Annotated in this window: 22 protein-coding genes; 18 read left to right on the top strand and 4 right to left on the bottom strand. The window is 63.9% G+C overall.

Going from position 1 to position 24,947, the window contains the following annotated elements:
* Positions 1-5 precede the first annotated feature (5 nt).
* Positions 6-641 carry an SCO family protein gene (locus JM946_RS19950; protein ID WP_203169121.1) on the bottom strand — a complete coding sequence of 212 codons (636 nt, stop codon included), beginning with the start codon at positions 639-641 and terminating at the stop codon, positions 6-8.
* 27 nt (positions 642-668) lie between these two features.
* Between JM946_RS19950 and prmB the strand changes: the two genes are divergently transcribed.
* The 12 genes from prmB to miaE all read left to right on the top strand — a co-directional run bounded on the left by prmB (position 669) and on the right by miaE (position 15,187).
* Positions 669-1,622 carry a 50S ribosomal protein L3 N(5)-glutamine methyltransferase gene (gene prmB / locus JM946_RS19945; protein ID WP_203169237.1) on the top strand — a complete coding sequence of 318 codons (954 nt, stop codon included), beginning with the start codon at positions 669-671 and terminating at the stop codon, positions 1,620-1,622.
* Positions 1,623-1,678: 56 nt separating this feature from the next.
* Positions 1,679-2,785, top strand: coding sequence for a chorismate synthase (gene aroC / locus JM946_RS19940; protein ID WP_203169120.1), 1,107 nt, complete (start codon positions 1,679-1,681; stop codon positions 2,783-2,785).
* Positions 2,786-2,843: 58 nt separating this feature from the next.
* Positions 2,844-3,866, top strand: a complete 1,023-nt coding sequence (locus tag JM946_RS19935) for an aspartate-semialdehyde dehydrogenase (protein ID WP_203169119.1) — start codon at positions 2,844-2,846, stop codon at positions 3,864-3,866.
* A gap of 176 nt (positions 3,867-4,042) precedes the next feature.
* Positions 4,043-7,027: a FimV/HubP family polar landmark protein gene (locus JM946_RS31330; protein WP_203169118.1), complete on the top strand. Its 2,985-nt coding sequence runs from the start codon at positions 4,043-4,045 to the stop codon at positions 7,025-7,027.
* 65 nt (positions 7,028-7,092) lie between these two features.
* Positions 7,093-7,914, top strand: a complete 822-nt coding sequence (gene truA / locus JM946_RS19925; RefSeq protein WP_203169117.1) for a tRNA pseudouridine(38-40) synthase TruA — start codon at positions 7,093-7,095, stop codon at positions 7,912-7,914.
* A gap of 29 nt (positions 7,915-7,943) precedes the next feature.
* Entirely contained in the window at positions 7,944-8,819 is an 876-nt protein-coding gene (gene accD, locus JM946_RS19920) for an acetyl-CoA carboxylase, carboxyltransferase subunit beta (protein WP_203169116.1), read from the top strand.
* Between the two features lie 102 nt (positions 8,820-8,921).
* Positions 8,922-10,196, top strand: a complete 1,275-nt coding sequence (gene folC, locus JM946_RS19915; protein ID WP_203169115.1) for a bifunctional tetrahydrofolate synthase/dihydrofolate synthase — start codon at positions 8,922-8,924, stop codon at positions 10,194-10,196.
* 56 nt (positions 10,197-10,252) lie between these two features.
* Positions 10,253-10,999, top strand: a complete 747-nt coding sequence (locus JM946_RS31005; RefSeq protein WP_203169114.1) for an SPOR domain-containing protein — start codon at positions 10,253-10,255, stop codon at positions 10,997-10,999.
* Positions 11,000-11,153: 154 nt separating this feature from the next.
* The gene (locus JM946_RS19905) at positions 11,154-11,750 is read left to right on the top strand and encodes a CvpA family protein (RefSeq protein ID WP_203169113.1); all 597 of its coding nucleotides are present in this window, start codon (positions 11,154-11,156) and stop codon (positions 11,748-11,750) included.
* A 2-nt stretch (positions 11,751-11,752) separates the two neighbouring features.
* Positions 11,753-13,252 carry an amidophosphoribosyltransferase gene (gene purF / locus JM946_RS19900; RefSeq protein ID WP_203169112.1) on the top strand — a complete coding sequence of 500 codons (1,500 nt, stop codon included), beginning with the start codon at positions 11,753-11,755 and terminating at the stop codon, positions 13,250-13,252.
* A 28-nt stretch (positions 13,253-13,280) separates the two neighbouring features.
* Positions 13,281-14,579, top strand: a complete 1,299-nt coding sequence (locus JM946_RS19895; protein WP_203169111.1) for a serine/threonine-protein kinase — start codon at positions 13,281-13,283, stop codon at positions 14,577-14,579.
* The gene (gene miaE / locus JM946_RS19890; protein WP_203169110.1) at positions 14,576-15,187 is read left to right on the top strand and encodes a tRNA-(ms[2]io[6]A)-hydroxylase; all 612 of its coding nucleotides are present in this window, start codon (positions 14,576-14,578) and stop codon (positions 15,185-15,187) included. Before JM946_RS19895 ends, miaE begins: the two co-directional genes overlap by 4 nt.
* On the opposite strand, the gene JM946_RS19885 is transcribed toward miaE, so the two are convergent.
* A complete protein-coding gene (locus tag JM946_RS19885) occupies positions 15,184-15,936 on the bottom strand; it encodes a UDP-2,3-diacylglucosamine diphosphatase (protein ID WP_203169109.1) in 753 nt (250 codons plus the stop codon). The genes miaE and JM946_RS19885 overlap by 4 nt on opposite strands.
* A complete protein-coding gene (locus JM946_RS19880; RefSeq protein WP_203169108.1) occupies positions 15,933-16,511 on the bottom strand; it encodes a peptidylprolyl isomerase in 579 nt (192 codons plus the stop codon). The genes JM946_RS19885 and JM946_RS19880 overlap by 4 nt, the downstream gene beginning before the upstream one ends.
* A gap of 166 nt (positions 16,512-16,677) precedes the next feature.
* Here JM946_RS19880 and gltX point away from each other — a divergent pair, with 166 nt between their 5' ends.
* The 4 genes from gltX (at position 16,678) to JM946_RS19860 (ending at position 20,778) form a co-directional block, all read left to right on the top strand.
* Entirely contained in the window at positions 16,678-18,105 is a 1,428-nt protein-coding gene (gltX, locus tag JM946_RS19875; protein WP_203169107.1) for a glutamate--tRNA ligase, read from the top strand.
* Positions 18,106-18,117: 12 nt separating this feature from the next.
* Entirely contained in the window at positions 18,118-19,509 is a 1,392-nt protein-coding gene (cysS, locus tag JM946_RS19870) for a cysteine--tRNA ligase (protein WP_203169106.1), read from the top strand.
* A 178-nt stretch (positions 19,510-19,687) separates the two neighbouring features.
* Positions 19,688-20,164, top strand: coding sequence for an Hsp20 family protein (locus JM946_RS19865; protein ID WP_203169105.1), 477 nt, complete (start codon positions 19,688-19,690; stop codon positions 20,162-20,164).
* A 104-nt stretch (positions 20,165-20,268) separates the two neighbouring features.
* On the top strand, positions 20,269-20,778 hold the full coding sequence (locus JM946_RS19860) for an Hsp20/alpha crystallin family protein (protein WP_203169104.1): 510 nt from the start codon (positions 20,269-20,271) through the stop codon (positions 20,776-20,778).
* Here the strand turns inward: JM946_RS19860 and JM946_RS19855 are convergent.
* On the bottom strand, positions 20,768-21,580 hold the full coding sequence (locus JM946_RS19855) for a TenA family transcriptional regulator (RefSeq protein WP_203169103.1): 813 nt from the start codon (positions 21,578-21,580) through the stop codon (positions 20,768-20,770). The two genes, JM946_RS19860 and JM946_RS19855, sit on opposite strands and share 11 nt — an antisense overlap.
* A 394-nt stretch (positions 21,581-21,974) precedes the next feature.
* Here JM946_RS19855 and JM946_RS19850 point away from each other — a divergent pair, with 394 nt between their 5' ends.
* Together JM946_RS19850 and JM946_RS19845 are read left to right on the top strand one after the other, a co-directional pair.
* Complete coding sequence (locus JM946_RS19850) at positions 21,975-23,504, top strand: FAD-dependent oxidoreductase (protein WP_203169102.1); 1,530 nt, start codon at positions 21,975-21,977, stop codon at positions 23,502-23,504.
* Entirely contained in the window at positions 23,497-24,816 is a 1,320-nt protein-coding gene (locus tag JM946_RS19845; protein WP_203169101.1) for a flavin monoamine oxidase family protein, read from the top strand. Before JM946_RS19850 ends, JM946_RS19845 begins: the two co-directional genes overlap by 8 nt.
* Positions 24,817-24,947 lie beyond the last annotated feature (131 nt).

The following is a 24,947-nucleotide window of genomic DNA, read 5'->3' as shown; positions in this document are numbered from 1 at the left end:
CCCGATCAGGAGTGGGGAGAGGCGGCGACAATGCTGCGATAGTCTTCGGCGATGATGGGCACCTGGTGCGGGGTCGAGGACAACGCTCTGAGTGCGCCGCTCGGGTCGACCACGAAAATCGCCGCGGAGTGATCGACGGTGTAGTTGCCGCCCGGCAGCGGCGAGATCGCCACCGGCACGCCCATCTTCAACGCGAATTCATGAACGGCGGCTTCGTCGCCAGTGATGCCGGTGAAGGTGGGGCTGAACGACTTCACGTACTGCGCCAGCCGCTCCGGCGTATCGCGCTTGGGATCCACCGACACCAGCACGATATGCGGACGCTGCTCCTGGGGCAGATCCGCGAGCTGCTTCTCCACCTGCGCGAGCAGCGCGAGCGTAGTGGGGCAGATGTCGGGGCAGAAGGTGAAACCGAAGAACAGGATGCTCCAGCGATCGCGCAGCTGCTCGACCCCGAATGGCTTGCCGTCCTGATCGACGAACGCCATGGGCGGCAGCGGCCGCGCCGGATCGATCAGCGTGGCTTTGGCCAGCGTGGGCCCTTCGGAACGATCCAGCACCGCGCGCGCCAGCAGGATGCCACCCGCTATCGCTACAATAGCGACCACAGCCGCGAGTCCTATCGATTTTGCTTGACTCATTGGTCTCCTCGTGGCGCCAAGTATCGCATGCCCGCCAAGAAATCCGCGCCCAGGAAGTCATCCGCCAGATCCACGCCCAAGCTCCGTACCTCGGTCGCGCCGGAGGGTGCAACGGTTGCACAGCTGATCAGTTTCGCTGCGGAACGCTTCGCACATGCCGAGTTGTGGTTCGGTCACGGCACCGACAACGCGGTCGACGAGGCGGCGGAACTGGTGTTTTTTGCAGCCGGGCTCCGGCACGACGACGCCGAGGAAGTGTACGGCCAGGTGCTTTCGCCCAAACAGCGGGCCAAGGCGCTCGAACTGATCGAACGGCGCATTCATGAGCGCGTGCCGGCCGCCTATCTCACGCATCGCATGTGGTTTGCGGGTCATGAGTTCTACGTCGACGAGCGTGTGCTGGTGCCGCGCTCGCCCATTGCCGAGCTGATCCACGCGCACTTCCGACCCTGGATCAATCCCGCCAAAGTGCGGCGGATCCTCGATATCGGCACGGGCTCCGGCTGCATCGCCATCGCCTCGGCGCTTGCTTTCCCCAAAGCCAAAGTGGACGCGGCCGATCTCTCCCCGGACGCACTCGCGGTCACGCGCATGAACATCGAGCGTCATTCCGTTCAGGCGCGCGTGCGAGCCGTGCAATCCGACGTATTCAACGCGCTCGAAGGCGAGCGTTATGACGTCATCGTTTCCAATCCGCCGTACGTCGGCGACGAGGAGCTTGCAGGCCTGCCGGAGGAATATCGGCGCGAGCCGGTGATGGGCTTGCACGGCGGTCGTGACGGTCTGGACATCGTGCACCGGATCATTGATCAGGCCGCGGCGCATCTGCAGCCGCACGGAATATTGGTCGTCGAAGTCGGCAACTCCGAGGACGCGCTGGTCGAAGCGCGGCCGCGCATGCCGTTTTTGTGGCTGGAATTCGAGCACGGCGGTGGCGGCGTGTTCCTCCTGACCCGAGAACAGCTGCTCCACAGACGGTAGTGGTTACAATCCTCTGACCAGTCAGTAGTCCCCAGTCAGCAGTCACTTCTAATCCGATGTCCGGCAACACCCTAGGCAAGCTCTTCACCGTCACCACCTTCGGCGAAAGCCACGGGCCCGCGCTCGGCTGCATCGTCGATGGCTGCCCGCCGGGGCTGGAGCTGTCGGAGGCGGACATTCAGCCGGAGCTCGAGCGGCGCCGCACCGGCACGTCGCGCCACACCAGTCAACGCAAGGAGCCGGATCAGGTGAAGATCCTGTCGGGCGTATTCGAGGGGCGCACCACCGGCACGCCCATCGGCCTGCTGATCGAGAACACCGATCAGCGCTCGCGCGACTACGACAAGATCAAAGACCGCTTCCGGCCCGGCCACGCCGACTACACCTATCAGCAGAAATATGGATTTCGCGACTATCGCGGCGGCGGCCGCTCCTCCGCGCGAGAAACCGTCATGCGTGTCGCGGCCGGCGCGATCGCTCGCAAATATCTGCGTACCCGCCTCGGCGTGAGCATTCAGGGATATCTGGCGCAGCTGGGACCGCTGGTCCTCGAGCCGAAATCCCTGAACACCGTGTACGACAACCCGTTCTTCAGCCCCGATCCGTCGCGCCTGGAAGAACTCGAAAACTACATGATCAATCTGCGTCGCGAAGGCGATTCCGTGGGTGCGCGCGTCAATGTGATCGCAAGCGGCGTGCCGGCCGGACTGGGCGAGCCGGTGTTCGACCGTCTCGACGCCGACATCGCGTTCGCCATGATGAGCATCAACGCCGTGAAGGGCGTAGAGATCGGGGCAGGCTTCGCGAGCGTCAGCCAGAAAGGCAGCGAGCACCGCGACGAAATGACGCCGGAGGGGTTCGTCACGAACCACGCGGGCGGCGTCTTGGGAGGCATTTCCTCGGGCCAGGACATCCTGGTGAGCATCGCGCTCAAGCCCACCTCCAGCATCATCATCCCCGGGCGCACCGTGGATGTGGATGGCAACGCCGTGGAGGTGGTCACCACCGGGCGTCACGACCCCTGCGTTGGACTACGTGCCACACCGATCGCCGAGGCCATGCTGGCGCTGGTGCTGATGGACCATTACCTTCGACAGCGCGGTCAGAATGCCGATGTGTCCAATAAATTCACGCTCAAGCCGCTGCGTCCGGGCAGCGATTGAGGTAGTGTGCGCGGCCCGAATGTATTGAGTGCAGTGGCGAGCAACTGAGTCTGGAGTCATGAGCAAGCGGTGGAATGTGGCGGTTTTGGGTGCGACTGGTCTGGTCGGCGGCAACATGCTGTCGATTCTGGAGCAGCGCGATTTCCCCGTGGGCGAGCTGTTCCCCCTGGCGAGCGCCAAATCCGTCGGCAAAACCATCCGCTTCAAAGGTCAGGACGTGCCGGTGCTGGATGTCGAGACATTCGACTTCAGCAAGGCCCAGGTCGGCCTGTTCTCGGCCGGCGCCAGCGTCTCCAAGGTGCACGCCGTGCGTGCCGGCCAGGCCGGTTGCGTGGTGGTCGACAACACCTCGCAGTTTCGTTATCAGGACGACATCCCGCTGGTGGTGACCGAGGTCAATCCGCACGCCATCGCCGGTTACAAGAAGCACAACATCATCGCCAACCCGAACTGCTCGACCATGCAGATGCTGGTGGCGCTGAAGCCGTTGCACGACGCCGCGGTCATCGAGCGCATCAACGTGGCGACTTATCAGTCCGTCTCCGGCGGCGGCCAGAAGGCCATCGACGAGTTGCAGTCGCAGACCGAGACCCTGCTCAAGGGCGGCTCGGTCACGCCGAAAGTGATCGCCAAGCAGATCGCCTTCAACTGCGTGCCGCAGATCGACGTGTTCCTGGACAACGGCTACACCAAGGAAGAAATGAAGATGTTCTGGGAGACCCAGAAGATCTTCGAAGACAAGAACATCAAAGTGAACGCCACCGCGGTGCGCGTCGGCGTGTTCATCGGCCACTCCGAGGCGGTCCACATCGAGACCCGCCGCAAGCTCACCGAAGGTGAAGCCAGGGAATTGCTCAGCAAGGCCCCTGGGGTGGTGCTGATGGACGAACGCAAGCCGGGAGGGTATCCCACCCCCGTGACCGAGGCGGCTGGGACCGATCCGGTGTTCGTGGGACGCATCAGGGAAGATATCAGTCACGACCGGGGTCTAAATTTGTGGATTGTGTCCGATAACGTTCGCAAGGGAGCAGCGTTAAATAGCGTCCAAATCGCCGAGATTTTGGTGAAACAGTATTTGTGAGCTATAGTTGCGCGCCTAACGTCATGAAGCACATGAGCTTTTCAGGGCTTCATGACCGGCGGAGCGCTGGTCACCTGTAGCACGGGCGCTTTTCCATAAGGTCGTTGCATAACGCCTTGGAAGCATAAGCCCCACATCACTTCAAAGGATGCTTCGGGACACGTACCGGGAGAGCTATGAGAAGACACCTGCCGCGCCTGCTGCTGACGGGCGCCCTGCTGTCCCCTATGTCGCTGTATGCGCTGGGTCTGGGGGAGATTCGCCTGAATTCCGCCCTGAATCAGCCCTTCGACGCGGAAATCGAGCTGCTCTCGCCGACCCCGGAGGAGCTGGGCAGCCTCAAGGTCACGTTGGCCAGCAACGACGTGTTCTCCCGCTATGGCATCGATCGTCCCGCGTACCTGAGCAATTTCGATTTCTCGGTGAGCCGCGGCCGCGACGGCAAGGCCACCATCAAGGTCACCTCGAACCGTTCGGTCACCGAGCCGTATGTGACGTTGCTGGTGGAGGCGAGCTGGGCGCGTGGTCGGCTGGTGCGCGAATACACCGTGCTGCTCGATCCGCCGGTGTTCATGCCGTCGCAGAACGAAGCGCCGGCGGCCCCCGTCACGACTCCGCAGTCCGCGACAACGGCGGAAGGCCGCATCGAGCGTCGTCCGACGACGCCTGCGCCCGAACCGACTCCCGCTCCGCCGCGCGCCACCACGCCGGCGCCTGAACCGACGCCTGCGCCGTCGCAAGCTCAACGCGAAGAGCCCACGGATCAGATCATTGCCTCGCCGGGCAGTGAGTACGTCGTTCAGCGCAATGACACATTGTCGAAGATCGCCGCGGGCGTGAACCCCGGTCCGCGTCGCGTGAACAATCAGACGATGATCGCGTTGTTCCGAGCCAATCCACAGGCGTTCAGCGGCAACAACATCAATCGACTGCGCGCCGGCAGCGTGCTGCGCATTCCTGAGTTGTCGGTGATCGAAGCCATTCCTTCCGACGAGGCGGGCGCGGAAGTCGCACGCCAGACGGCCGAGTGGTCTGGCGGCGTGGTCGCCGACACCACGCCGGAAAGCGATCGCCTGCGCCTGGTCACGCCGCAAGAAACACCCACGCCGCCGACCGCGGCGCCCGCTCCTGAGCAGCAGGCTCAGCAGCAGCCGTCTACGTCGCCGGGCGCGCCGAGCGCACCGGATCGTCGTCTCGAAGTCGAGAACCCTGCGCTGGCTCAGGCGCAGCAGAACGTCGAGCCGACGCCCGCGCAGCCGGTGGAAGAAGCCCCGACTGAAGAGGTCCTGCCCAACGACGCGCAGTCGCAGGCCGAGGAGCCGGTTGCGAGTGAAGAGACGGTGACGCCGGCTGCGGAAGAGCCAGCCCCGACGCCCCGTGCCACGCCGGCTCCGGTCCCCGAGCCGACGCTGGTCGAGCGTCTCAAGGATTACTGGTGGGCGCTGGTTGCGCTCGGCCTGTTGCTCGTGGTCGGTCTTGCGTTCCTGCGTCGCCGTCGCGAAGCCGAAGACGACTCGCTCGATGCGCTGTCCATGCCGATGGACTTCGATCCGCCCTCGGAGCGTCCGGCCCGCGCGCTGGCGCCGTCCAGCAAGGGCGGTCGCGCCGATGCGTTCCTGGTCGAGGGCGAAGACGACGCCGGTCTGGTGAAGACCAACCTGGACGAAGCGCTGGACTTCGACGCGCCGGACACCAAGCGCCGTGAGCCGGTGCGTGGCTTCGAGCCCGCTGCAGCCGCTGCCGCGCCTGCGGCCCGGGGTCTCGACGACACAATGAGCAGCGACTCGGCGGTGCGCTTCGATCAGCAGGACGCGCTCGCCGAAGCCGACTTCCACATGGCCTATGGTCTGTACGACCAGGCCGCGGATCTGGTGAAGATCGCCATCGATCGCGAGCCGTCGCGTCGCGACCTGAAGCTCAAGCTGCTCGAGATCTACTTCGTCTGGGGCAACAAGGATCTGTTCCTGGACACCGCGCGCGATCTCTACGACACGCGTGACGACGCGGCGCCGGGCGAGTGGGACAAAGTGCTCATCATGGGCAAGCAGATCGCCCCCGACGACACGATGTTCAAGGGCGAGGGCGGTCCGGTGGACCTGGTCGACGTGAATCTCGAAGGCGGCGAGAACCGCGTCGACGTCGATCTGTTCGCCGAGCCCGGCCAGGATCGTCAGGGGCTGGATCTGGAATTCGCCAGCGGCGAGCGCCGGGCACCGAGCGCGACCGATGCGACGCAGGTCAGCAGCGATCTGGACTTCCTGCTCGATGAGCCGAACGACGACGACACGCAGGAACAGCGCACCCGCGAAGTGGACCAGCTGGCCCGCACGCAGGAAACACCGACCATCGAATCGCCGATGATCGATCGCAGTGTGCAGACGGTGCGCGAGAAGATCGACGCGGCGGCGTTCAAGACCGGCAGCACCGGCGATACCGCCGAGTTGTCCATCGACGACCTGGGCCTGGATGCGAACGCGCTGGATCAGGGCGAGGCGCTGGAAGACACCACTTCCATCGAGAAGGATCTCGGCGACGACATGCGTCCGCTGCGCGACGACGAGATGACGCAGCTGGCGCCTTCGCTCAGCAGCTTCGATCGCACGATGGAAGCGCCGCGCGTGTCGCGTTTCGACGGCGACATCGAGAGCACCGGCACGATCTATATCGATCAGGTGGACCTCGCGGCGGCCGCCGGCGACACGGCCGAGCATCCGCGTCCGGACGTGGACTCCACGGCGTCGATGGGCAAGCCGCTGGCCATGACCGACATCGATCTGGACCTGGACAACCTGTCCTCGGCGCAGGTCAGCTCGGACACGGTGCGTCGGCCACGCGAAGCGGACGACGTCTTCTCCAGCGACGTGTTCGGCGAGCCCACCCAGGATGTGACTCGCGGCGGCATCGATCTGGACGTGGGCGATCCGCTGTCCTCCAGCGAGGACAACGAGCCCACTCAGCGCCAGTCGCTGACCACCGAGATGGAGCTCTCCGAGCTCGAGCCGGTCACCATGAGTGAAGTCGGCACCAAGCTCGACCTGGCGCGCGCCTATATGGACATGGGCGATCCGGACGGCGCCCGCAGCATCCTCGATGAGGTGCTGGGCGAGGGCAATCCGAGCCAGAAGCAGGAAGCGCAGCGGCTCATGGACTCCATTCGCTGAAGTCTCGCCGGGGCCGGGCGTTCGCCCGGCCTCCCTTGACGGAAGAACCGGGCACAATCCCAAGAATGCCCCGAATAGCTCTCGGCCTCGAATATGACGGTAGCGGCTTTGCCGGCTGGCAGTCGCAGGAGCACGCGCGCGGCATTCAGGCCGTCGTGGAACAGGGCCTGTCCCTCGTCGCCGATCACAAGGTCGAGGCCGTCGCGGCCGGGCGGACCGACGCGGGCGTGCACGCGGCCATGCAAGTCGTGCACTTCGATACCACCGCCATGCGCACCGAGCGTTCATGGATGCTCGGCGCGGTCTCCAATATGCCGAAAGAAGTGAGCGTGCTTTGGGCGCGCGAAGTGCCGGAAGGTTTCCACGCGCGCTATTCCGCGCTCGCTCGGCGATATCGGTATGTCATTCTGAACCGCACGCCGCGGCCCGCCCTGAACGCCGAGCGCGTGGCGTGGATTCGCGAGCCCCTGGACGAGAACCGCATGCACGAGGCTGCCCAGCATCTGGTGGGCGAGCACGATTTCTCGTCGTTTCGCGCGGCTCAATGCCAGTCGCGAACGCCCATGCGTAACTTGCACGAAATTTCGGTGACCCGGCACGGCGAGCTGGTGGTACTGACCGTCTGCGCCAACGCCTTCCTGCATCACATGGTCAGGAACATCGCCGGCGTGCTGATCGCGATCGGCTCGGGCGAGCGACCCGTGGACTGGTCCGCGCAGGTGCTGGCCCATCGGGACCGCAAGCTGGGCGGGGTGACCGCCGCGCCGGGCGGGCTGTACCTGGCCGGGATTCGTTACGCCCCGGCATTGAATCTGCCCAGCGAGCCGGAATTCACGGTATTGGCTCCGATTCCGGCAACTTGCCGGCCGGTTCGGGACCAAGTATAGATGCCCCCTCTTTAATTCAGGCCTCACCTATGACCTGGTTCGAAAAGATCATGCCTTCGCGGATCAAGACCGAGCGCCGCACGCGTTCGGTGCCTGAAGGCCTGTGGATGAAATGTTCCGCCTGCGACGCGGTCCTGTACCGCGCCGAGCTGGAGAGGAACCTGCATGTCTGTCCGAAGTGCGGACATCACATGCGCATCGCCGCGCGCGATCGCCTCGAAGCGTTCCTCGATCCTGAAGGGCAGGTGGAGCTGGCGGACAACATCGAGCCGGAAGATCCGCTGAAGTTTCGCGACACCAAGAAATATCGCGATCGTCTGCAGGCCGCGCAAAAGGCCACGCAGGAAAAAGACGCGCTCATCGTCATGTCCGGCACGCTGTTGGGCGAGCCTGTCGTTGCCTGCGCCTTCGAGTTTTCGTTCCTCGGTGGCTCGATGGGTTCGGCCGTGGGTGAACGATTCGTCCGCGCCGCCGAGCACTGCCTCGAGCATCGCAAGCCGCTCATCTGCTTCTCCGCGAGCGGCGGCGCGCGCATGCAGGAAGCGCTGTTGTCGCTGCTGCAGATGGCGAAGACCAGCTCCGCGCTCGCGCGCATGGCGCAGGCCCGTCTGCCATACATTTCGGTGCTGACCGATCCCACCACCGGCGGCGTGTCCGCGAGTCTTGCGATGCTGGGCGATGTGAACATCGGCGAGCCCAAGGCGCTGATCGGTTTCGCCGGAGCGCGCGTGATTCAACAGACTGTGCGCGAGACGTTGCCGGAAGGTTTCCAGCGCAGCGAATTCCTGCTTGAACATGGCGCGCTGGACATGATCGTCGACCGCCGCGACATGCGCGAGCGCATCGCCGGTCTGTTGACGATCTTCATGCACCGGCCTGCGCCGCAGCCGAAGGTCGCGGCATAGTTTCATCCCTTCAGCGGTGCGTTATCGCGCCGCTGTTCAACTGCGCCGGCGGCGATGCCCAAGTCGCCGCTCGCATGGTCCCGCACGGGTGAGCGTTCCTTCATGAGATCTCTGGCCGATTGGCTGCGCTGGCAGGAGACGCTGCATCCGAGCAGCATCGATCTCGGGCTGGACCGCATGCGTCGCACGCTGCAGCGACTAGGCTGGCGCCAGCCTGCGTGCCCCGTCATCACTGTCGCGGGCACCAACGGTAAAGGTTCGACGGTCGCGCTCACCGCGCGGATCCTGCGCGAAGCGGGCTATCGCGTGGGCACGTTCACGTCGCCACATCTGATTCGTTACAACGAACGCATCGCGATCGATGGGCGCGAAGTCTCCGATGCGTCGCTGATCGCCGCGTTCGAGCGCATCGATGCGGCGCGGGGCGATGACACGCTCACCTTCTTCGAATTCAATACGCTCGCGGCGCTGCTGGTGTTCGACACCGCCGGTCTCGATGCCATCGTGCTCGAAGTCGGCCTCGGTGGTCGGCTCGACAGCGTGAACGCGGTCGACGCCGACGTTGCAATCGTCACATCGATCGCGCTGGATCATTGCGACTGGCTCGGCCCGGACGTGGAGAGCATCGGCCGCGAGAAGGCTGGCATCTTCCGCGCAGGCAAGCCCGCGATTTTCGGTTCGCGCGAGATGCCGGCGTCCATCGCGGCGGTGGCGCAGCAGCTGAACACGCCGCTGTTTCGTCTCGGCCAGGATTTCGATTGGCGACGCGACGGCGAGCGCTGGTCCTGGCGCGGCCTCTCCCGCAGCTACGAGAATCTGCCGCGCCCGGCGCTTCACGGCGATCTGCAGTTCGACAACGCCTCCGCTGTGCTATGTGCGTTGGAGTGCCTCGCCGCGGGGTTGCCGATCACGCGGGAGGCCATCGAGCAAGGTCTTGCGAATGTGACTTTGCCAGGCCGCTTTCAGGTTTTGCGCCGAAAGCAGCCGGCTGCTGTCGAGTGGATCCTCGATGTAGCACACAATCCGGCGGCCGCTCAGGCGCTCGCAGGTCAGCTCGCATCGCGCCCCGTCGGCGGACGAACGCTTGCCGTATGCGGCATCCTCGGCGACAAGGACATCGAAGGCATCGCGAGCGCGCTACGCGGAAAGTTCGACGCATGGATCGTGGTTGGGCTGCAGAGTCCGCGCGCCGTGCCGGTGGATGCCTTGTCGCAGCGTCTTTCGAACCTGGGCGCGACTGTCGTCACGACTGCGGCGGAGGTCGCCGCCGGCTGCGAAGCTGCGCAGACGATGTCGCAACCTGGCGATCGCATCGTCGTGTTCGGCTCGTTCCTGACCGTGGGACCTGCGCTCGAGTGGTTGCAAGCGCAAAGTTGAGATTCACACGTTAAGTCACGTGTCGCTGGTGCGTCTTGCCTTTTATACTTCGCGCCGTGGAACGCCCCGTAAAAGAACGCTTGATTGGCGCGGCCGTGTTGATGGCCGCGGCCATCATCCTCATTCCCGAGATGCTCTCGGGACCCGACCGCGACTCCGCCGAACCGCAGGAGCAAACGACGGGCGAGGGCGGCAATGAGGCTGGCATCAAGACGTACACCATCGATCTGAGTCAGTCGCCGGGCGCGCAACCTCCGATGCCCGTCGAAACCACCGATAACCGCGCGCCTCCGCCTGAAGTGGTCGCATCCGAGGCGGCGCCACCGCCTGAACAGCCGCAGCCTCAGGTAGTTCCTGAAGCGCGACCCGTCACTCCCGCCGAGGGGCCGGAGCAAAGAACGCCTGCGCCGGCGGCAACTGTCGCAGAGACGCCGCGACCCGAGCCGCGCGCGGAAACGCCACGTGTCACGGCGCCCAAGCCTGAACCCCAAAAAGCCGAGCCGCGCGCGGTTGCTTCTTCGCAGACCGCCCCAAGATCGTCGGCTCCTGCAGCATCAAGCCCCACCACGGGCAAAGGCTGGGCGGTTCAGTTGGGCAGCTATTCCAGCGAGGCGACGGCGACACGGCTGATGAACGAATGGCGCGGCAAAGGGCAGAGCGCGTTCGTGATGCCGGTCTCCACGGGCGGTAAGACGCTCTACCGGGTGCGCATCGGCCCGAGCAAGGATCGCGCGGGCGCCGAAGCCGTGCTCAAAACCGTGAAGGCGAGCATTCCCGGCGCGGCCGTGGTGGCCCACCCGTGAGAAATCTCCCACGTGTGCCCTCACAGGCACAGTGTGGCGAAATGCCCGAGTCGCTGTTCATACATCTGCGACGGCCGTTGTTTTCCAGTGGCACGGCGCTGATAGAATCCGCGCGCCGCTACCCCCTACGAGGCCGTAAATCGTTGTCGCGCTTATGAATGGTGCTGATTACCTGATTCTGGGCGTACTGGGTCTTTCGATGCTGTTGGGGGTGCTTCGCGGGTTCGTCCGCGAGGCCATCGGCGTGATTTCCTGGCTGGGCGGTCTGTGGCTTGCCTGGCGTTATGCTCACGTGCTCGAGCCGCTGCTGGCCGGGCGCGTCGGCGATCCGCCGGTAAGCACGTGGGCGGCGCGCACATTGATTGTGCTCGGCGTGCTGGTCATCGGCTGGATCATGGCCGGCATCCTCAGTTACATGCTCAGACATTCCGGTCTCAGCATCGCGGTAGACCGCATCCTCGGACTGGTCACCGGATTCGTACGCGGCGCCGTGGTAGTCGCGGTGTTCGTATTGCTGGGTCAGTTCGTGCAGCTCACCCAGACCAGCTGGTGGAAGAGCTCGGTGCTGATTCCGTATGCCTCCGAAGCGGCCGGCTGGCTGCAATCGTTTGCGGAAACTGGCATGAACGAACTGGAAAAGCAGGCTCGGCCTGCTTCCGGGAGCCCGCGTTCTGCGTTGAACTTGCCATCCTTGCCGACATATAGAGCCGGCATCCAGGGCGACTCGAGCGTCCATCTAGCAGGAGTCTGAGCATGTGCGGCATCGTTGGCATCGTCGGGCACAGCCCGGTCAATCAACAGATCTACGACGCGCTCACGGTCTTGCAGCACCGTGGCCAGGATGCCGCGGGCATCATGACGTACCAGGACGGCGAGCTGTTCATGCGCAAGAAGACCGGCCTGGTGCGCGATGTCTTCCAGGAGCAGCACATGCTCAAGCTGAAAGGCAACGTAGGCATCGGCCACGTGCGCTATCCCACGGCCGGCTGCGATAGCGCCTCTGAAGCGCAACCCTTCTTCGTAAATTCCCCGTACGGGATCTGCCTCGGACACAACGGCAATCTCACCAACACTGCCGAACTCGCCGAAGTGCTGACGCGTGAAGATCTGCGTCATCTGAATACGAGCTCCGACTCCGAAGTGCTGCTCAACGTGCTTGCGAGCGAGCTGTCGCGCGTGAAGACGCCGCGCGCCTCGGCGGCAGATATCTTTTCCGCCCTGAGCTCCGTTTATCGCCGCGTGCGTGGCGGCTTCGCCGTCGTGGCCATGATCGTCGGTCACGGTCTGCTGGGCTTCCGCGATCCGCACGGCATTCGTCCCCTGGTGCTCGGCAAGCGCGAGTCGGCGCAGGGTCCCGAGTACATGCTCGCCTCCGAGAGCGTGGCGCTCGACATGCTCGGCTTCACGCTCGAGCGCGACGTGGCCCCGGGCGAGGCGGTGTTCATCGACGAGCACGGACGTTTCTACTCGCAGCAATGCGCGCCTGCCGCCAAACACACGCCGTGCATTTTCGAGTATGTGTATTTCGCGCGTCCGGATTCGAAGATGGACAACATCTCCGTGCATAAAGCGCGTCTGCGCATGGGCGACCTGCTCGCGGAAAAGATCAAGCGCGTCTGGCCGGACCACGACATCGATGTGGTCATTCCGATTCCGGATACGAGCCGCACGGCTGCGGTTCAAGTCGCGCAACTGCTTGGTGTGAAGTACCGCGAGGGCTTCGTGAAGAATCGCTACATCGGCCGCACCTTCATCATGCCGGGCCAGGAACAGCGCAAAAAGTCGGTGCGCTCCAAGCTCAACGTCATCGATCTGGAATTCCGCGGTAAGAACGTGCTGCTGATCGACGACTCCATCGTGCGTGGCACGACTTCGGCTCAGATCATCGACCTGGCGCGTGAGGCGGGTGCACGGCGCGTGTACTTCGCATCCGCTGCGCCGCCGGTGCGTCACGCCAACGTTTACGGCATCGACATGCCGACCGCTTCCGAGCTGGTCGCGAACAACAAGACCGAAGAAGAAGTCGCCAAATCCATCGGCGCGGATCGGCTCATCTATCAAGACCTCGACGATCTGGTGCGCGCGTGCCTGCACCACGACTCGCAGATCGAGCACTTCGACACCTCGTGCTTCTCGGGCGAATACGTCACTGGCGACATCACGCCGGCGTATCTCCAGCGGCTGGAGGCCGAGCGCTCCGATCAGGCCAAGGCGAAGCGTCGCAGCGGGCTCAAAGCAGTCCGCGCGGTCTGAGCACCGCGCAACGGACGTGAGCTAACGCATGGCGTTGCCAGCGGGCCCGGCAACACGTCCTCTCGCGGCGGCGTCTGCGTCACTGCCGCCGCGAGTGCTGATCGTCACCGATCATACGGAGCTGGCGCGCGCCCTCGAACACCACATTTCCATCGTCTGGTCGGATGCGGAGTGTCGCATCCATGCGCCGTTGATCTCGGGTCGCCTGCACTCGGCGTTCACTGCCGCGGGCTATGACGCTGTGCTGCTCGACGGTCGCAGCGAGCGCGGACGAGGCGAGGAGTGGCTGGAGAATTTCCTGTACCGACCCGGCTTTCCGCCGGTCGTCTATCTGGCGCCGGGCGACGATCCTGGACTGGCCGCACGCGTCGTCGAACGCGGCGCCATCGATTGTCTGGTTCGCGAGCGCATCGACCATCGCCGGCTCGCTAATGCGATGCGCGACGCGGTTCAGCGTCGGCGTCAGGAACTCGCGTTGTGGCGCACGAGCTCGCAGGCCGAACAGCTGTCTCGCTTCGGTCCGGTGAAGATTCTGGGTCACCGTTTCGTGCGTGAGTTGGCCATCGGCGGCACCTCGATGGTGTATCTCGCCGAGAGCGAGCGCGCTGCCGAGATGGTGGTGCTGAAGGTGTTGAGAGATGCGCCGGAGACGGGCGATCGGCACACTCAGTTCTCGCGCTTTTTGCAGGAGTACGAGCTGATCTCGAAGATCCGCCATCCCAACGTGGTGCGCATTTTCGATCTAGGGATAGCGGACGATCACGCCTACATCGCGATGGAATATTTCCAGCGCGGCGACCTGCGTGGACGCATCGCCAGGGGCGTCGAGCCGCCACTGGCATTGCAGTATCTGGCGCAGATGGCGGCGGCATTGCAAGTCGTGCATCAGGTGGGCGTGCTGCATCGGGATCTGAAGCCGGGCAATATCATGGAGCGCAGCGACGGCTCGCTGGCGCTGATCGACTTCGGCCTGGCCAAGCACAACGAGGTGCAGGTGGAGATCACCGGCACGGGTGAGATTTTCGGCACGCCGTACTACATGAGCCCGGAGCAGGGGCATGGCAAAGTGCTGGACGAGCGCAGCGACCTGTATAGTCTCGGCGTGATCTTTCACGAAATGCTCACGGGCAAGAAACCGTTTCTCGCACCGACACCCATGGGTGTCATCTATCTGCACGGGAACGCGCCGCGGCCGGCGCTTCCCGCGCCGTTGAAGATGTATCAAACGTTGCTCGACAAGTTGATTGCCATCGAACCGGCGGATCGCTTCGCGTCCGCTCGCGAATTGCTCGCCGAAGTATCACGGCTCGAGGCGATGGCTGCATGAGCGCCGTCGCTATTCAGCCATCGCAAACCGTCCTGCTCGCGCCGACGCCGGCGCGTTGGTATGAGGTTGCGTGCGAGCGCTGGCGCGAGTTGCTGGTCGATCATGCGAACTGTGAAAAGAAGGCGGCCTCGACGGCGCTGAGTTTGATCTTTTCCTATCCGGAAGACATGGCGCTCACCGATAAGTTGTCGCGCCTCGCGCGGGAGGAGTTGCGCCATTTCGAGCAGGTGCAGAAGCTCATGCAAGAGCTCGATGTGCCGTTCGCTCGCATGCAACCGTCGCGTTACGCCGAAGGGCTTCGTGCGCACGTCGCACGGTCGGAGCCGGCACGGCTGCTCGATCTGTTGTTGTGTGGCGCGCTGATCGAAGCTCGGTCTTGCGAGCGTTTCGTGGGCTTGGGGCCGATGTTGGCCGAGCCACTGAGCGGCTTCTACACCGGCCTCGCCGTCTCAGAAGCGCGGCATCAGGGGTTGTATCTGCGTCTCGCCGAGCAGCGCGCCGGCGGCATCGACTGGCGCGCCCGTCTGCAGCAACTCGCCGCCGCCGAAGCGGAGCTTGCGACCTCGCCCGATCCGCAATTCCGCTTCCACTCCGGCCTGCCGAGCTAGCGGCGCAGTCCGGCCAACTCGAACCCCTGGTCGGTCCAGCGCAGCACGCTGCCTTGCTCGTACCAATCGCCGAGTACGATGCGTTGAGCGACGTGATCGCCCAGATCCACCTCGTGAACGGCCGGCCGGTGAGTGTGGCCGTGGACGATCACATCGGCGTGCTCGGTTTCGAACGTGCGCCGAACCGCGTCCTGGTTCACATCCATGATCTGCGGCTTGGTCCGATCCATGGACTCGATGTGCTTCTTGCTGCCCGCACGCATGCGCGCCGCGAGCTGCTGCCTGCGTGCCAGTGACAAGCAGCGCAAAATGAACTGCACCAGAGGATTCCGCACGATCCGCCGCAGCCGCTGATAATCCGGATCGTCGATACACAAAGTGTCGCCATGCATGAGCAGCACGCGCTTGCCATGCAGCTCGATCATCGTGCCGTCGGCCAACAGCTTCACACCCGTCTCGGCGGCGAACTTGCGCCCGATCAGAAAGTCACGATTGCCGTGAATGAAAAAAACCGGCACGCCGGCCTGAGTGAGCGAGCGCAGCGCCTCGATCACGCGCCGCTTGTCCGGATCCGGATCGTCATCGCCGATCCACGCCTCGAACAGATCGCCGAGGATATAAAGCGCCTGCGCCCGGCGCGCCTCGCGCTCCAGGAATTCCAGGAACTGCGCCGTGATGTCCGGCCGCTCGCCATCCAGGTGCAAGTCGGAGATGAACAACGTCACCGGCTGCCCGGCGCGGGCGCTCATTTCAGAACTTCGACCTTCTTGATCACGATGGGCTGCAGCGGCGCATCGCTATCGAACGGCCCGACGCTGCCGGTCGCCACCGCGCCAATGTCATCGACCACGTTCATGCCTTCGACCACGTGGCCGAACACGGCGTAGCCCCAGCGGCTCGGCTGCGGATCGAGGGCGGCGTTGTCCGCCAGGTTCACGTAGAACTGCGAGGTGCCGCTATGAGGATTGCCAGTGCGCGCCAGACCGACCGTGCCGCGGCGGTTCGACAGGCCGTTGCCCGACTCGTTCGGCACCCCGTCGCGAGTCGGCTTTTCGACGTTGTTGGTGTCGAAACCGCCGCCCTGGACCACGAAATTGCCGATCACCCGGTGAAAGATGGTGTCGGTGTAATGGCCGGCGTTCACATACTCGAGAAAAGCCGCCACCGTCAGCGGGGAGCGCTGCGGGTCGAGCTCGATGACGAAGTTGCCCAGGGTGGTTTCCACCCGCACGCGCTGCGCCGTCTGGCTGTCGGCCAGCGACGCGTAACCGAGCAGCAGAGCCGCCGTCAGGCCGAGAAGGCGAGAAAGTCCTGAAATGCGCATGGGTAACCGCCGTGTTTTGCAAGACCGGCGATTTTATCAATAAAGGGGCCGCCGGATGCCCTTGCCGCCGGGTCGGGATGCGCAGACCGGCCCTTACAGCGCCGAGAGCGGCAGCCGTATAGAATGCGCGGTCCCAACCGAAGCAACCCCGGCTCCATTCAACGCGATGTCTTCAGATCCGCCTGATCGGCTCGTCACGCGCTTTGCCCCCAGCCCGACGGGGTACCTGCACCTGGGCAACGCTCGCACGGCGCTGCTGAACTATCTGGCCGCCCGCAAGGCCGGCGGCCGCTTCATCCTGCGGGTCGAGGACACGGACGAGGCGCGCTCCAGCGAGGAGTTCTTGAATGCCCTGTACGTGGACCTGCATTGGCTGGGCATCGATTGGGACGAGGGGCCGGACATCGGCGGCCCGCACACCCTGTATCGCCAGCAGCAGCGCCGCGCCCTCTACGATGAATGGTTGTCGCGCCTGGACGCGGCTGGCTTGACCTATCCGTGCTTCTGCACGCCCGCCGAGCTCAACATCTCACGCAAGCGGCAACTCGCGGCCGGGCAGCCGCCGCGCTATGCGGGCACTTGCCGGAATCTCACGTCGGAAGAGCGCGCCGAACGGCTGGCGCGCGGTTTGCCGGCAGCGCTGCGCTTTCGCGTGCCGCAGGGCCAGTTGGTGTCGTTCGTCGATCTCGTGCACGGCGAGCAGCGCTTCAACAGCGATGACATCGGCGATTTCATCATTCGGCGCACCGATGGCAGCACCGCGTTCTTTTTCTCGAACGCGGTCGATGATGCGTTGATGGATGTGACATTGGTACTGCGCGGCGACGATCACATGACCAACACGCCACGACAGATCCTGCTTTTGCAGGCGCTGGGCTTGCGGGTGCCGCAGTACGCCCACGTGGCGTTGTTGCTGGGCATGGATGGCGCGCCGCTGTCCAAACGGCACGGCGATACGAGTTTGCGCGAGTTGCGCGAGCGCGGCTATCTGCCAGGCGCATTGCGAAATCACCTGGTGCGGCTGGGTCACTCGTGCGTCAGCGACGGCTGGCTGGACGAGGCGGCGCTGATCGCCGATTTCGATCTGAATCGTCTGGGCCGCGCCGCCGCCAAATTCGACGACGCACAGTTGCGTCACTGGCAGAAAGAAACCGTGGCGCATCTGTCCACCGCGGAGTTCGTGAGCTGGATCGGCGCCGAGCTGCCGGCGGGGCTCGATGAGCAGACGCAGGCGCAATTTGTTTCCGTCGTGCGCGGCAATGTTGAGTTGCCGGCGGATGCGAAGGCCTGGGCCAAGGTCGTGTTCGGCAAGCTCGATGAGTTCGAGCCCGCTGCGCTCACGGCGATTCGCGAGGCGGGCGAGAGCTATTTCACCGAAGCATTGCGGCTGATCGGCCAGCCAGGCGCCGACTTCAAACCCGCGGTCAAGGCGCTGGGTCAGGCAACGGGCAAGAAAGGTCCCGGGCTATTCATGCCGTTGCGCGCCGCGTTGACGGGGTTCACTCACGGGCCGGAGCTGGCGCCCATGCTGGCGCTGCTGCCGGTGGCCGAGATCCAGGCTCGTCTGGAGCATGCCCGCAGGCTTGCGGTCTGACACAATCGTTCCATGCAAATATTCAATTCATTGACCGGTCGCAAGGAAGAGTTCCGCACCCATCAGCCGGGCGTGGTTCGCATGTATGTGTGCGGCGATACGGTTTATGACTTCTGCCACATCGGACATGCGCGCTCCAAGGTGGCCTTCGACATCGTGCGCCGCTATCTGGAATATCGCGGCTATCAGGTGGTGTTCGTTCGTAACATCACCGACATCGACGACAAGATCATCAAGCGCGCCGCCGAGAACGGCGAGACCATCCAGTCGCTGACCGAGCGATTCACCCGGTTCATGCACGAGGACTACGATCGGCTCGGCATTCTGCCGCCCACGCACGAGCCCAAGGCCACCGAGCATATCCAGGGCATCATCGATATGACGCAGCAGCTCATCGACAAGGGCTATGCGTACGTCGCGAGCAATGGCGACGTGTTGTATTCCGTATCGAAGTTCGAAGGCTATGGCCAACTGTCGGGCCGGGCGCTGGAAGATCTCCGCGCCGGCGCCCGCGTCGCGGTCGATGAGGCCAAGCACGATCCAGCCGACTTCGTGCTGTGGAAACGCGCCAAGCCCGGCGAGCCGTTCTGGCCCTCGCCTTGGGGCGATGGTCGCCCGGGCTGGCATATCGAATGCTCCGCGATGTCGCTCGACTTGCTGGGCTCGCACTTCGACATCCACGGCGGCGGCATGGATTTGAAATTTCCGCATCACGAAAACGAGATCGCCCAGTCGTGCGCGGCGACGGGCGACACGTTCGCGTCGTGGTGGATGCATAACGGCTTCGTCAATGTGGACGACGAAAAGATGTCCAAGTCGCTGGGCAACTTCTTCCGGATCCGCGACGTGCTCGATTCGGGTCATCTGCGTGACCCGGAGGTGCTGCGTTTTTTCCTGGCCTCGAGTCAGTACCGGGGGCCCATCAACTATTCGCTGGTGCAGATCGAGCAGGCCGATGCTGCTTTGGGCCGGCTTTATACCGCCCTTCGCGACGTTCCGCTCGCGGAGGCGTTTACGCCTGGCGAGGCGACGCGTCGCTTCCAAGCGGCCATGGACGATGACTTCAATACGCCCGACGCCATCGCGGCTTTGCAAACATTGGCCACCGAGGTCAATCGCGCCAAGGGCGCTGGCGATCTGGCTGCGGCCGGCGCGCTTGCTGCCGAGCTGAAATCGCTGGGCGGCGTGCTCGGACTGCTGCAGCTGCCGCCGGAAGCGTTTCTGCAGAAAGCTGTTGGCGCGTCCGCTTTGAGCGATGCCGACATCGAACGGCTGATCGCCGAGCGCAAAGCCGCCCGGGCCGCCCGGAACTTCAAGGAAGCCGACCGCGTCCGTCAGCAACTCTCCGACGCCGGGGTCATCCTTGAAGACAAGCCCGAAGGCACCACCTGGCGGCGTAGCTAAGAAGCGGCGAGCCACCGACCTTTGGCGCTGGCTGCGCCGGGGGTGTGTCCTTCGGCACAAATGAGCCACAAAACACCCCTCTTGAACCCGATTGGGCCGTCCCTAAATACGTCCTCGAGCGGTTGCCGACTGTCGGGACCGCGGTTGTTTCATATTGCTCACAATCGAGGATATGGCCATGAGAACTGCATTCGATTTTTCCCCCCTGTTCCGTTCCACCGTCGGCTTCGACCGCGTCTTCGACCTGCTCGATAACGCCAGCCGCGTGTCGACCTTCGACAACTGGCCCCCGTACGACATCATCAAGACGGGCGACGACCAGTACCGCGTCACGCTCGCCGTCGCCGGCTTCGGCGAGAACGAGCTGAGCGTTACCCAGGAGCGCAACCTGCTGCTGGTGGGCGGCGAGAAGGCGGCGGCCGAGGATACCCAGTATCTGCACCGTGGCATCGCCGGTCGTTCGTTCCAGCGCCGTTTCGAGCTCGCCGATCACGTCCGCGTCGTCGGCGCGAACCTGGCGAACGGCCTGCTGACGATCGATCTGAAGCGTGAGATCCCCGAGGCGATGAAGCCCCGTCGGATCGATATCAAGGCCGATCTCAGCCTGCCCAAGGCCGAGAAGACCCAGATCGAGTCGGACGTCAAAGCCGCTTAACGAGCTGGAATCAAGTCGAGAACAGCCGCGGCGCCGGGCCTTCCGGCGCCGACGGCGTTCGTCTCGGATTCATTGGACGATCACCTCAATCGCAGGAGACAGCCATGAGTGTCCGTGATCTGATCCCGTGGCGTCGGGGCAACGATCAGACGCCGGCGATGTTTCGCGACGACGATCGCAATCCGTTTCTGTCGCTGCATCGTGAAATGAATCGTTTGTTCGATGATGCGTTCCGCGGCTTCGATACGCGGTGGCCGTCGTTCGGGTCGGCATTCGCGTCCGAGCGCAGCGGCTGGCCGAGTCTCGAGATCGCCGAGACCGACGAGGAATGGAAGGTCTGCGCGGAAATCCCGGGCATGGAGGAAAAGGACATCGAGCTCCTGATGGATGACGGCAGCCTCACCCTGCGCGGCGAGAAGCGCTCCGAAATCGAAGACAAGGAGAAACAATTCTCCGAGCGCTATTACGGCCGCTTCGAGCGGCGCATCCCGCTGGCGCCGGATGTGCAGGCGGATCGCGCCGAGGCCAGGTTCAAGAATGGTGTGCTGACGATCACCATTCCCAAGAGCCCCAACTCGAAACCGCGCGTGAAACGGATCCCCATCAAGAACTGATGTGGAGCGGGGCGGCCTCGAGTCGCCCCGCTTTTCTATACGGCATACGAGCCGTCGTCGGGCCGGCCAGACACTCGTCGAAGGCCGCACGCATGTACTCGTAGCTCTTGGCGATCGCGGATTCGATGGTCGCGACATCGCGCCGCCGCTGCGGGCGGTGACCGACGAGTGTCGCTACGATCTCCAGCGCTTCCCACGGATGCGTGTCGTCATAGTGCGCGTGCACGCGCAGCCACTTCATGGCTTGCTTGCGAACATCCTCGGGGAAACCATGCTCGTAAGCTGACGAATCGCAGACGAACGCAGCCCATTCGCCTGTCGCCCCTTCGATCGCATAGTTGGTCGCCGCCATGGCCACTGGCAGCGGATCGCGCTCGCAGGTGTGCCAGCACCAGTGACTGAGCGCGTCGGCAGAACTGGAGCGCCAGCCGAACCACAGGTCGTCGCGGCTCAAGCCATGTCCTTGCGACCAGTCGATCCAATACTCGACATGGTTCTGTTCCACGCGGATATTTCGGATCAAATATTTCCGCGCCATCGCATGGCCGGCGCCCAGCTCGTACTGCACCTTGAGCAGGTTCATCGCCATGTACTGCGGAAACTGCTCGATCACCGGCCAGAAGCTGGCGAGGAACCGCCGCATCGCCGCCGCCGGCAACACGCCTTCGCTCATCTGCTGAAAGATTTCGTGTGCAACCACGCTGCGTCTCGCATCGCTGCACGCAGCGACGATCTCCTGCAGCCATTGCGGATAGCTCGCCAGGTCCATCAATGGGCCGGTCCTCACGAACTGACTTTCCATGTCGACACTCCCCTGTGATATTTCCGGTCGTCGCACACCCCGACGCCCGGCCCGACGCCCAGCGCGATGCCCAGCGCGACGCATCGACCGGACGATGATTCCGCATTCACCCTGCGGTGCACGTCGCGACAGCAATCGATCTGCCCATCGATGCGCGTTGCTCCTTGATTTATCTCGCAGTTACATCGGCGTGCGTAGCGGCGGCTACGCAGTGACAGAGTTGTTAAGTTGTATGCGCAAGAATATGGCGCATGCGGGGACCGCTGGAGCGAACCTGCGGCGCATTGCGAAGGGCGGCGCCGACTATATGGTCACTCTCCTTACGTACCCCTGATCGGAACTTGCTGTAAATGCACACGTTTATGTGCTTGGATCAGCTCGATCTTTGCAGCTCATGTCGCCAGCGCCCACCAATCCATCGTTCTGGACCAACGTCTCGCTGCCGGAATTTCCGGTGCTGACGCAGGACCTCGAAGTCGACGTACTGGTGGTCGGCGCCGGCGTCACGGGCATCACCACCACGTATCTGCTGCAACAGGAAGGGGTGCGAGTCGCCCTGATCGATCGGGCCAAGGTCGCCGGCGGCGAGTCGAGTCGGACCACTGCCCATCTGACCTACGTCACGGACGAGCGGCTGCATCACCTGGTGAGTAAATTCGGCACAGATGCGGCGCGTAAGTTCTGGGAAGCCGGCGCGGTCGCGCTCGACACCATCGAAACGATCGTCGAGGCCACCGGGAATGACGCGGAGTTCGTGCGCGTGCCGGGTTACTTGCACACGCGCATCGGCGAGCAGCCGGATCGAAAAGACGTTGAGAACCTGCGCAAGGACGCCGAACTGGCGCAGTCGTTCGGATTCGACGCGACGTTTGCCGAGACCACGCCGTACGCGCGCACGCCGGGCATCCGTTTCGCTCAACAGGCGAAGTTTCATCCGCGGCTTTATCTGAAAGGCGTGCTGAACGCGATCGTTTTGAAAGGCGGCCAGGTGTTCGAGAACACGACGCTGCAGTCGGTCGACGACGGCGATCCGCTCACGGTGCATGCCAACGGTCGCAAGATCCGCTGCAAATATCTGATCATCGCCACCCACAATCCGTTGATGGGCAAGAAGGGCCCGTTGACCTCGACGTTGTTCCAAACCAAGCTGGCGCTGTACACCACCTATGTGCTCGGCGCTCGCCTGCCGTTGGGCGCGGTGCCGGAAGGCTTGTATTGGGACACGGCCGATCCGTATGAATATCTTCGCATCGAGGAACGCGAGGATCATCTGTATGCCGTCTTCGGCGGCGAAGATGTGAAGACCGGACAGGAGAGCAATGTCGACGAAGTGTTCGACAAGCTGACCCGGCGACTGTTCACCGTGCTGCCACAGGCCACGGTGGAGCGGCGTTGGCTCGGCCAGGTCATCGAAACCGACGACGGCATGCCGTTCATCGGTGAGAACGAGGAACGCGAGTTCATCGGCACCGGCTTCGCCGGCAATGGCTACACGCTCGGTACGCTGAGCGCGCTCATGGCTCGCGATCGATTCCTTGGCCGGAGCAATCCGTGGGTCGGCCTGTTCGCCGTGAATCGCTCGCCCTTCCATGGCGGCACGTGGCGCTACGTGCAGGAGAATGTCGATTACCCCTATCATTTCGTCCGCGATCGCCTGCGGGGACCGGACGTCGAGTCGCCGGACCAGGTTGCTCCAGGCGAGGGCAGGATCGTTCATCACGAGGGCAAAAAAGCCGCGGCCTATCGTGACGACGCGGGACAGTTGACCTTGCTGGCGCCTCAATGCACGCACATGAAATGCCTGGTGAAGTGGAACGGTGCGGATCGCACTTGGGATTGTCCTTGCCATGGCTCGCGCTTCCATCCCACCGGCGCGGTGCTGAGCGGACCTGCGGAACAGCCGTTGAAGCGGCTGCATGACTAAGTCGGTCGACGCGTACGACGTCATCGTCGTCGGTGCTGGCGCAGCGGGTCTCGCGGCCGCCGCTCAACTCAGCCGCAATGGCAAATCCGTTTGCATACTGGAAGCGCGTGACCGCGTCGGCGGGCGCATCCTGACCGTCCGCCCGCGTGGCGCGGCGATTCCGTTGGAGCTCGGCGCCGAGTTCATCCACGGTGAGTCGCCCTGTGTCTTCGAGCAACTGCGTTTGGCGGGCGACGTTGCCATCGACGCCGCGCAGACCCGTCATCGCGCGCCACAGCCTGGCCGATTGAAACAGAGCGAAGATCTGTTCGAGACCATGAAGCAGCGGCTGCAGAGGATTCCCAAGCCGCGGGCGGATCTGCCTTTCGCCGAGTTCCTCGACAAACACCGACGGCAGCTGTCACCCACCGTTCGATCGTTCGCCACCATGCTCGTGGAAGGATTCGATGCAGCCGATCCGATGCGAGCGAGCGCCATCGAAATCTTGAAAGAGTGGGGTGGCGGCAGCGCGGCCGACGCGCCTACGTTTCGTCCCCAGCGGGGCTACGGCGCACTGATGGATTCGCTCGCCGGGAGTCTGGATCCGGCGAAGGCCTGCGTGCAGCTCGACAGCATCGTCAACGAGATTCGTTGGCGACGAGGCGAGGTGAATGTTTCGTTCACCCGGCACGGCGAACCTGGCCAGGTTCGCGCGTCGCAGGCAGTCGTGACTTTGCCCTTGGCAGTCATGCAGCTGCCGGCGTTGGCTCCAGGCAGCGTGCTGTTCACACCTTCCTTGCCGCGCAAGCAGTTGCCGCTCTCGCGCTTGCTCATGGGGCCCGTCGTCAAGCTGGTGCTCTGTTTCTCAAGGCCGTTCTGGGCAGAAATCGAAGATGGAAAACACCGCGATGTCGCCTTTTTTCACGCCCAGGGCGCGCCTTTCCCCACCTTCTGGAGCACGCTGCCCGTGCGCTCACCCGTCCTCGTGGCCTGGAGCGGCGGCCCGAAGGCACTTCACCTCGTCGGCCGTTCCACCGACGAGGTCTTGCGCCCGGCTCTGCAGAGCATCGCGGAAATTTTCGGCAAGCGTCGCGACTATCGCAGGATGCTCGAAGGCGTCTACTGGCACGACTGGCAAAGCGATCCTTATTCCTGCGGCGCCTACAGCTACGCCGGCGTCGGCGCCGGCCCCGCCCGCCGTCAACTCGCGCGCTCGGTCGAACAAACATTGTTCTTCGCCGGCGAAGCGCTGGACGAAGAAGAGTCCTCCAGCGTCGGCGGGGCGCTCAACACGGGGCAGCGGGCGGCTCTGGAGTTGCTGCAGAGCTCGTAGCGGCGGCTGCTTGTGTTCGTGCGTCACGTCGCTTGAATAGCTTGCGATAGGGCGATCGTTGTGGCGCTCAGGCGGGTCATTGACCTCCGAAAGATAGGGGTGCTGAACCCCGTCAGGCGCGAAATGATCTC

Origin of the sequence: Steroidobacter gossypii (genome assembly GCF_016801985.1) — a bacterium.
Lineage (GTDB): Bacteria > Pseudomonadota > Gammaproteobacteria > Steroidobacterales > Steroidobacteraceae > Steroidobacter > Steroidobacter gossypii.
The sequence above is the reverse complement of the archived record's forward strand: the minus strand, read 5'-3'. Positions and strand labels throughout refer to the sequence as shown.

Coding starts and splice junctions, on each gene's coding strand:
- JM946_RS19885 (WP_203169109.1), bottom strand. CDS start 15,936: ATGAGCGCCCGCGCCGGGCAGCCGGTGACGTTGTTCATCTCCGACTTG.
- JM946_RS19850 (WP_203169102.1), top strand. CDS start 21,975: ATGTCGCCAGCGCCCACCAATCCATCGTTCTGGACCAACGTCTCGCTG.
- JM946_RS31330 (WP_203169118.1), top strand. CDS start 4,043: ATGAGAAGACACCTGCCGCGCCTGCTGCTGACGGGCGCCCTGCTGTCC.
- JM946_RS19855 (WP_203169103.1), bottom strand. CDS start 21,580: ATGGAAAGTCAGTTCGTGAGGACCGGCCCATTGATGGACCTGGCGAGC.
- JM946_RS19880 (WP_203169108.1), bottom strand. CDS start 16,511: ATGCGCATTTCAGGACTTTCTCGCCTTCTCGGCCTGACGGCGGCTCTG.
- accD (WP_203169116.1), top strand. CDS start 7,944: ATGACCTGGTTCGAAAAGATCATGCCTTCGCGGATCAAGACCGAGCGC.
- JM946_RS19860 (WP_203169104.1), top strand. CDS start 20,269: ATGAGTGTCCGTGATCTGATCCCGTGGCGTCGGGGCAACGATCAGACG.
- JM946_RS19905 (WP_203169113.1), top strand. CDS start 11,154: ATGAATGGTGCTGATTACCTGATTCTGGGCGTACTGGGTCTTTCGATG.
- aroC (WP_203169120.1), top strand. CDS start 1,679: ATGTCCGGCAACACCCTAGGCAAGCTCTTCACCGTCACCACCTTCGGC.
- prmB (WP_203169237.1), top strand. CDS start 669: ATGCCCGCCAAGAAATCCGCGCCCAGGAAGTCATCCGCCAGATCCACG.
- JM946_RS19895 (WP_203169111.1), top strand. CDS start 13,281: ATGGCGTTGCCAGCGGGCCCGGCAACACGTCCTCTCGCGGCGGCGTCT.
- folC (WP_203169115.1), top strand. CDS start 8,922: ATGAGATCTCTGGCCGATTGGCTGCGCTGGCAGGAGACGCTGCATCCG.
- JM946_RS19935 (WP_203169119.1), top strand. CDS start 2,844: ATGAGCAAGCGGTGGAATGTGGCGGTTTTGGGTGCGACTGGTCTGGTC.
- cysS (WP_203169106.1), top strand. CDS start 18,118: ATGCAAATATTCAATTCATTGACCGGTCGCAAGGAAGAGTTCCGCACC.
- JM946_RS19950 (WP_203169121.1), bottom strand. CDS start 641: ATGAGTCAAGCAAAATCGATAGGACTCGCGGCTGTGGTCGCTATTGTA.
- JM946_RS19845 (WP_203169101.1), top strand. CDS start 23,497: ATGACTAAGTCGGTCGACGCGTACGACGTCATCGTCGTCGGTGCTGGC.
- gltX (WP_203169107.1), top strand. CDS start 16,678: ATGTCTTCAGATCCGCCTGATCGGCTCGTCACGCGCTTTGCCCCCAGC.
- miaE (WP_203169110.1), top strand. CDS start 14,576: ATGAGCGCCGTCGCTATTCAGCCATCGCAAACCGTCCTGCTCGCGCCG.
- purF (WP_203169112.1), top strand. CDS start 11,753: ATGTGCGGCATCGTTGGCATCGTCGGGCACAGCCCGGTCAATCAACAG.
- JM946_RS19865 (WP_203169105.1), top strand. CDS start 19,688: ATGAGAACTGCATTCGATTTTTCCCCCCTGTTCCGTTCCACCGTCGGC.
- truA (WP_203169117.1), top strand. CDS start 7,093: ATGCCCCGAATAGCTCTCGGCCTCGAATATGACGGTAGCGGCTTTGCC.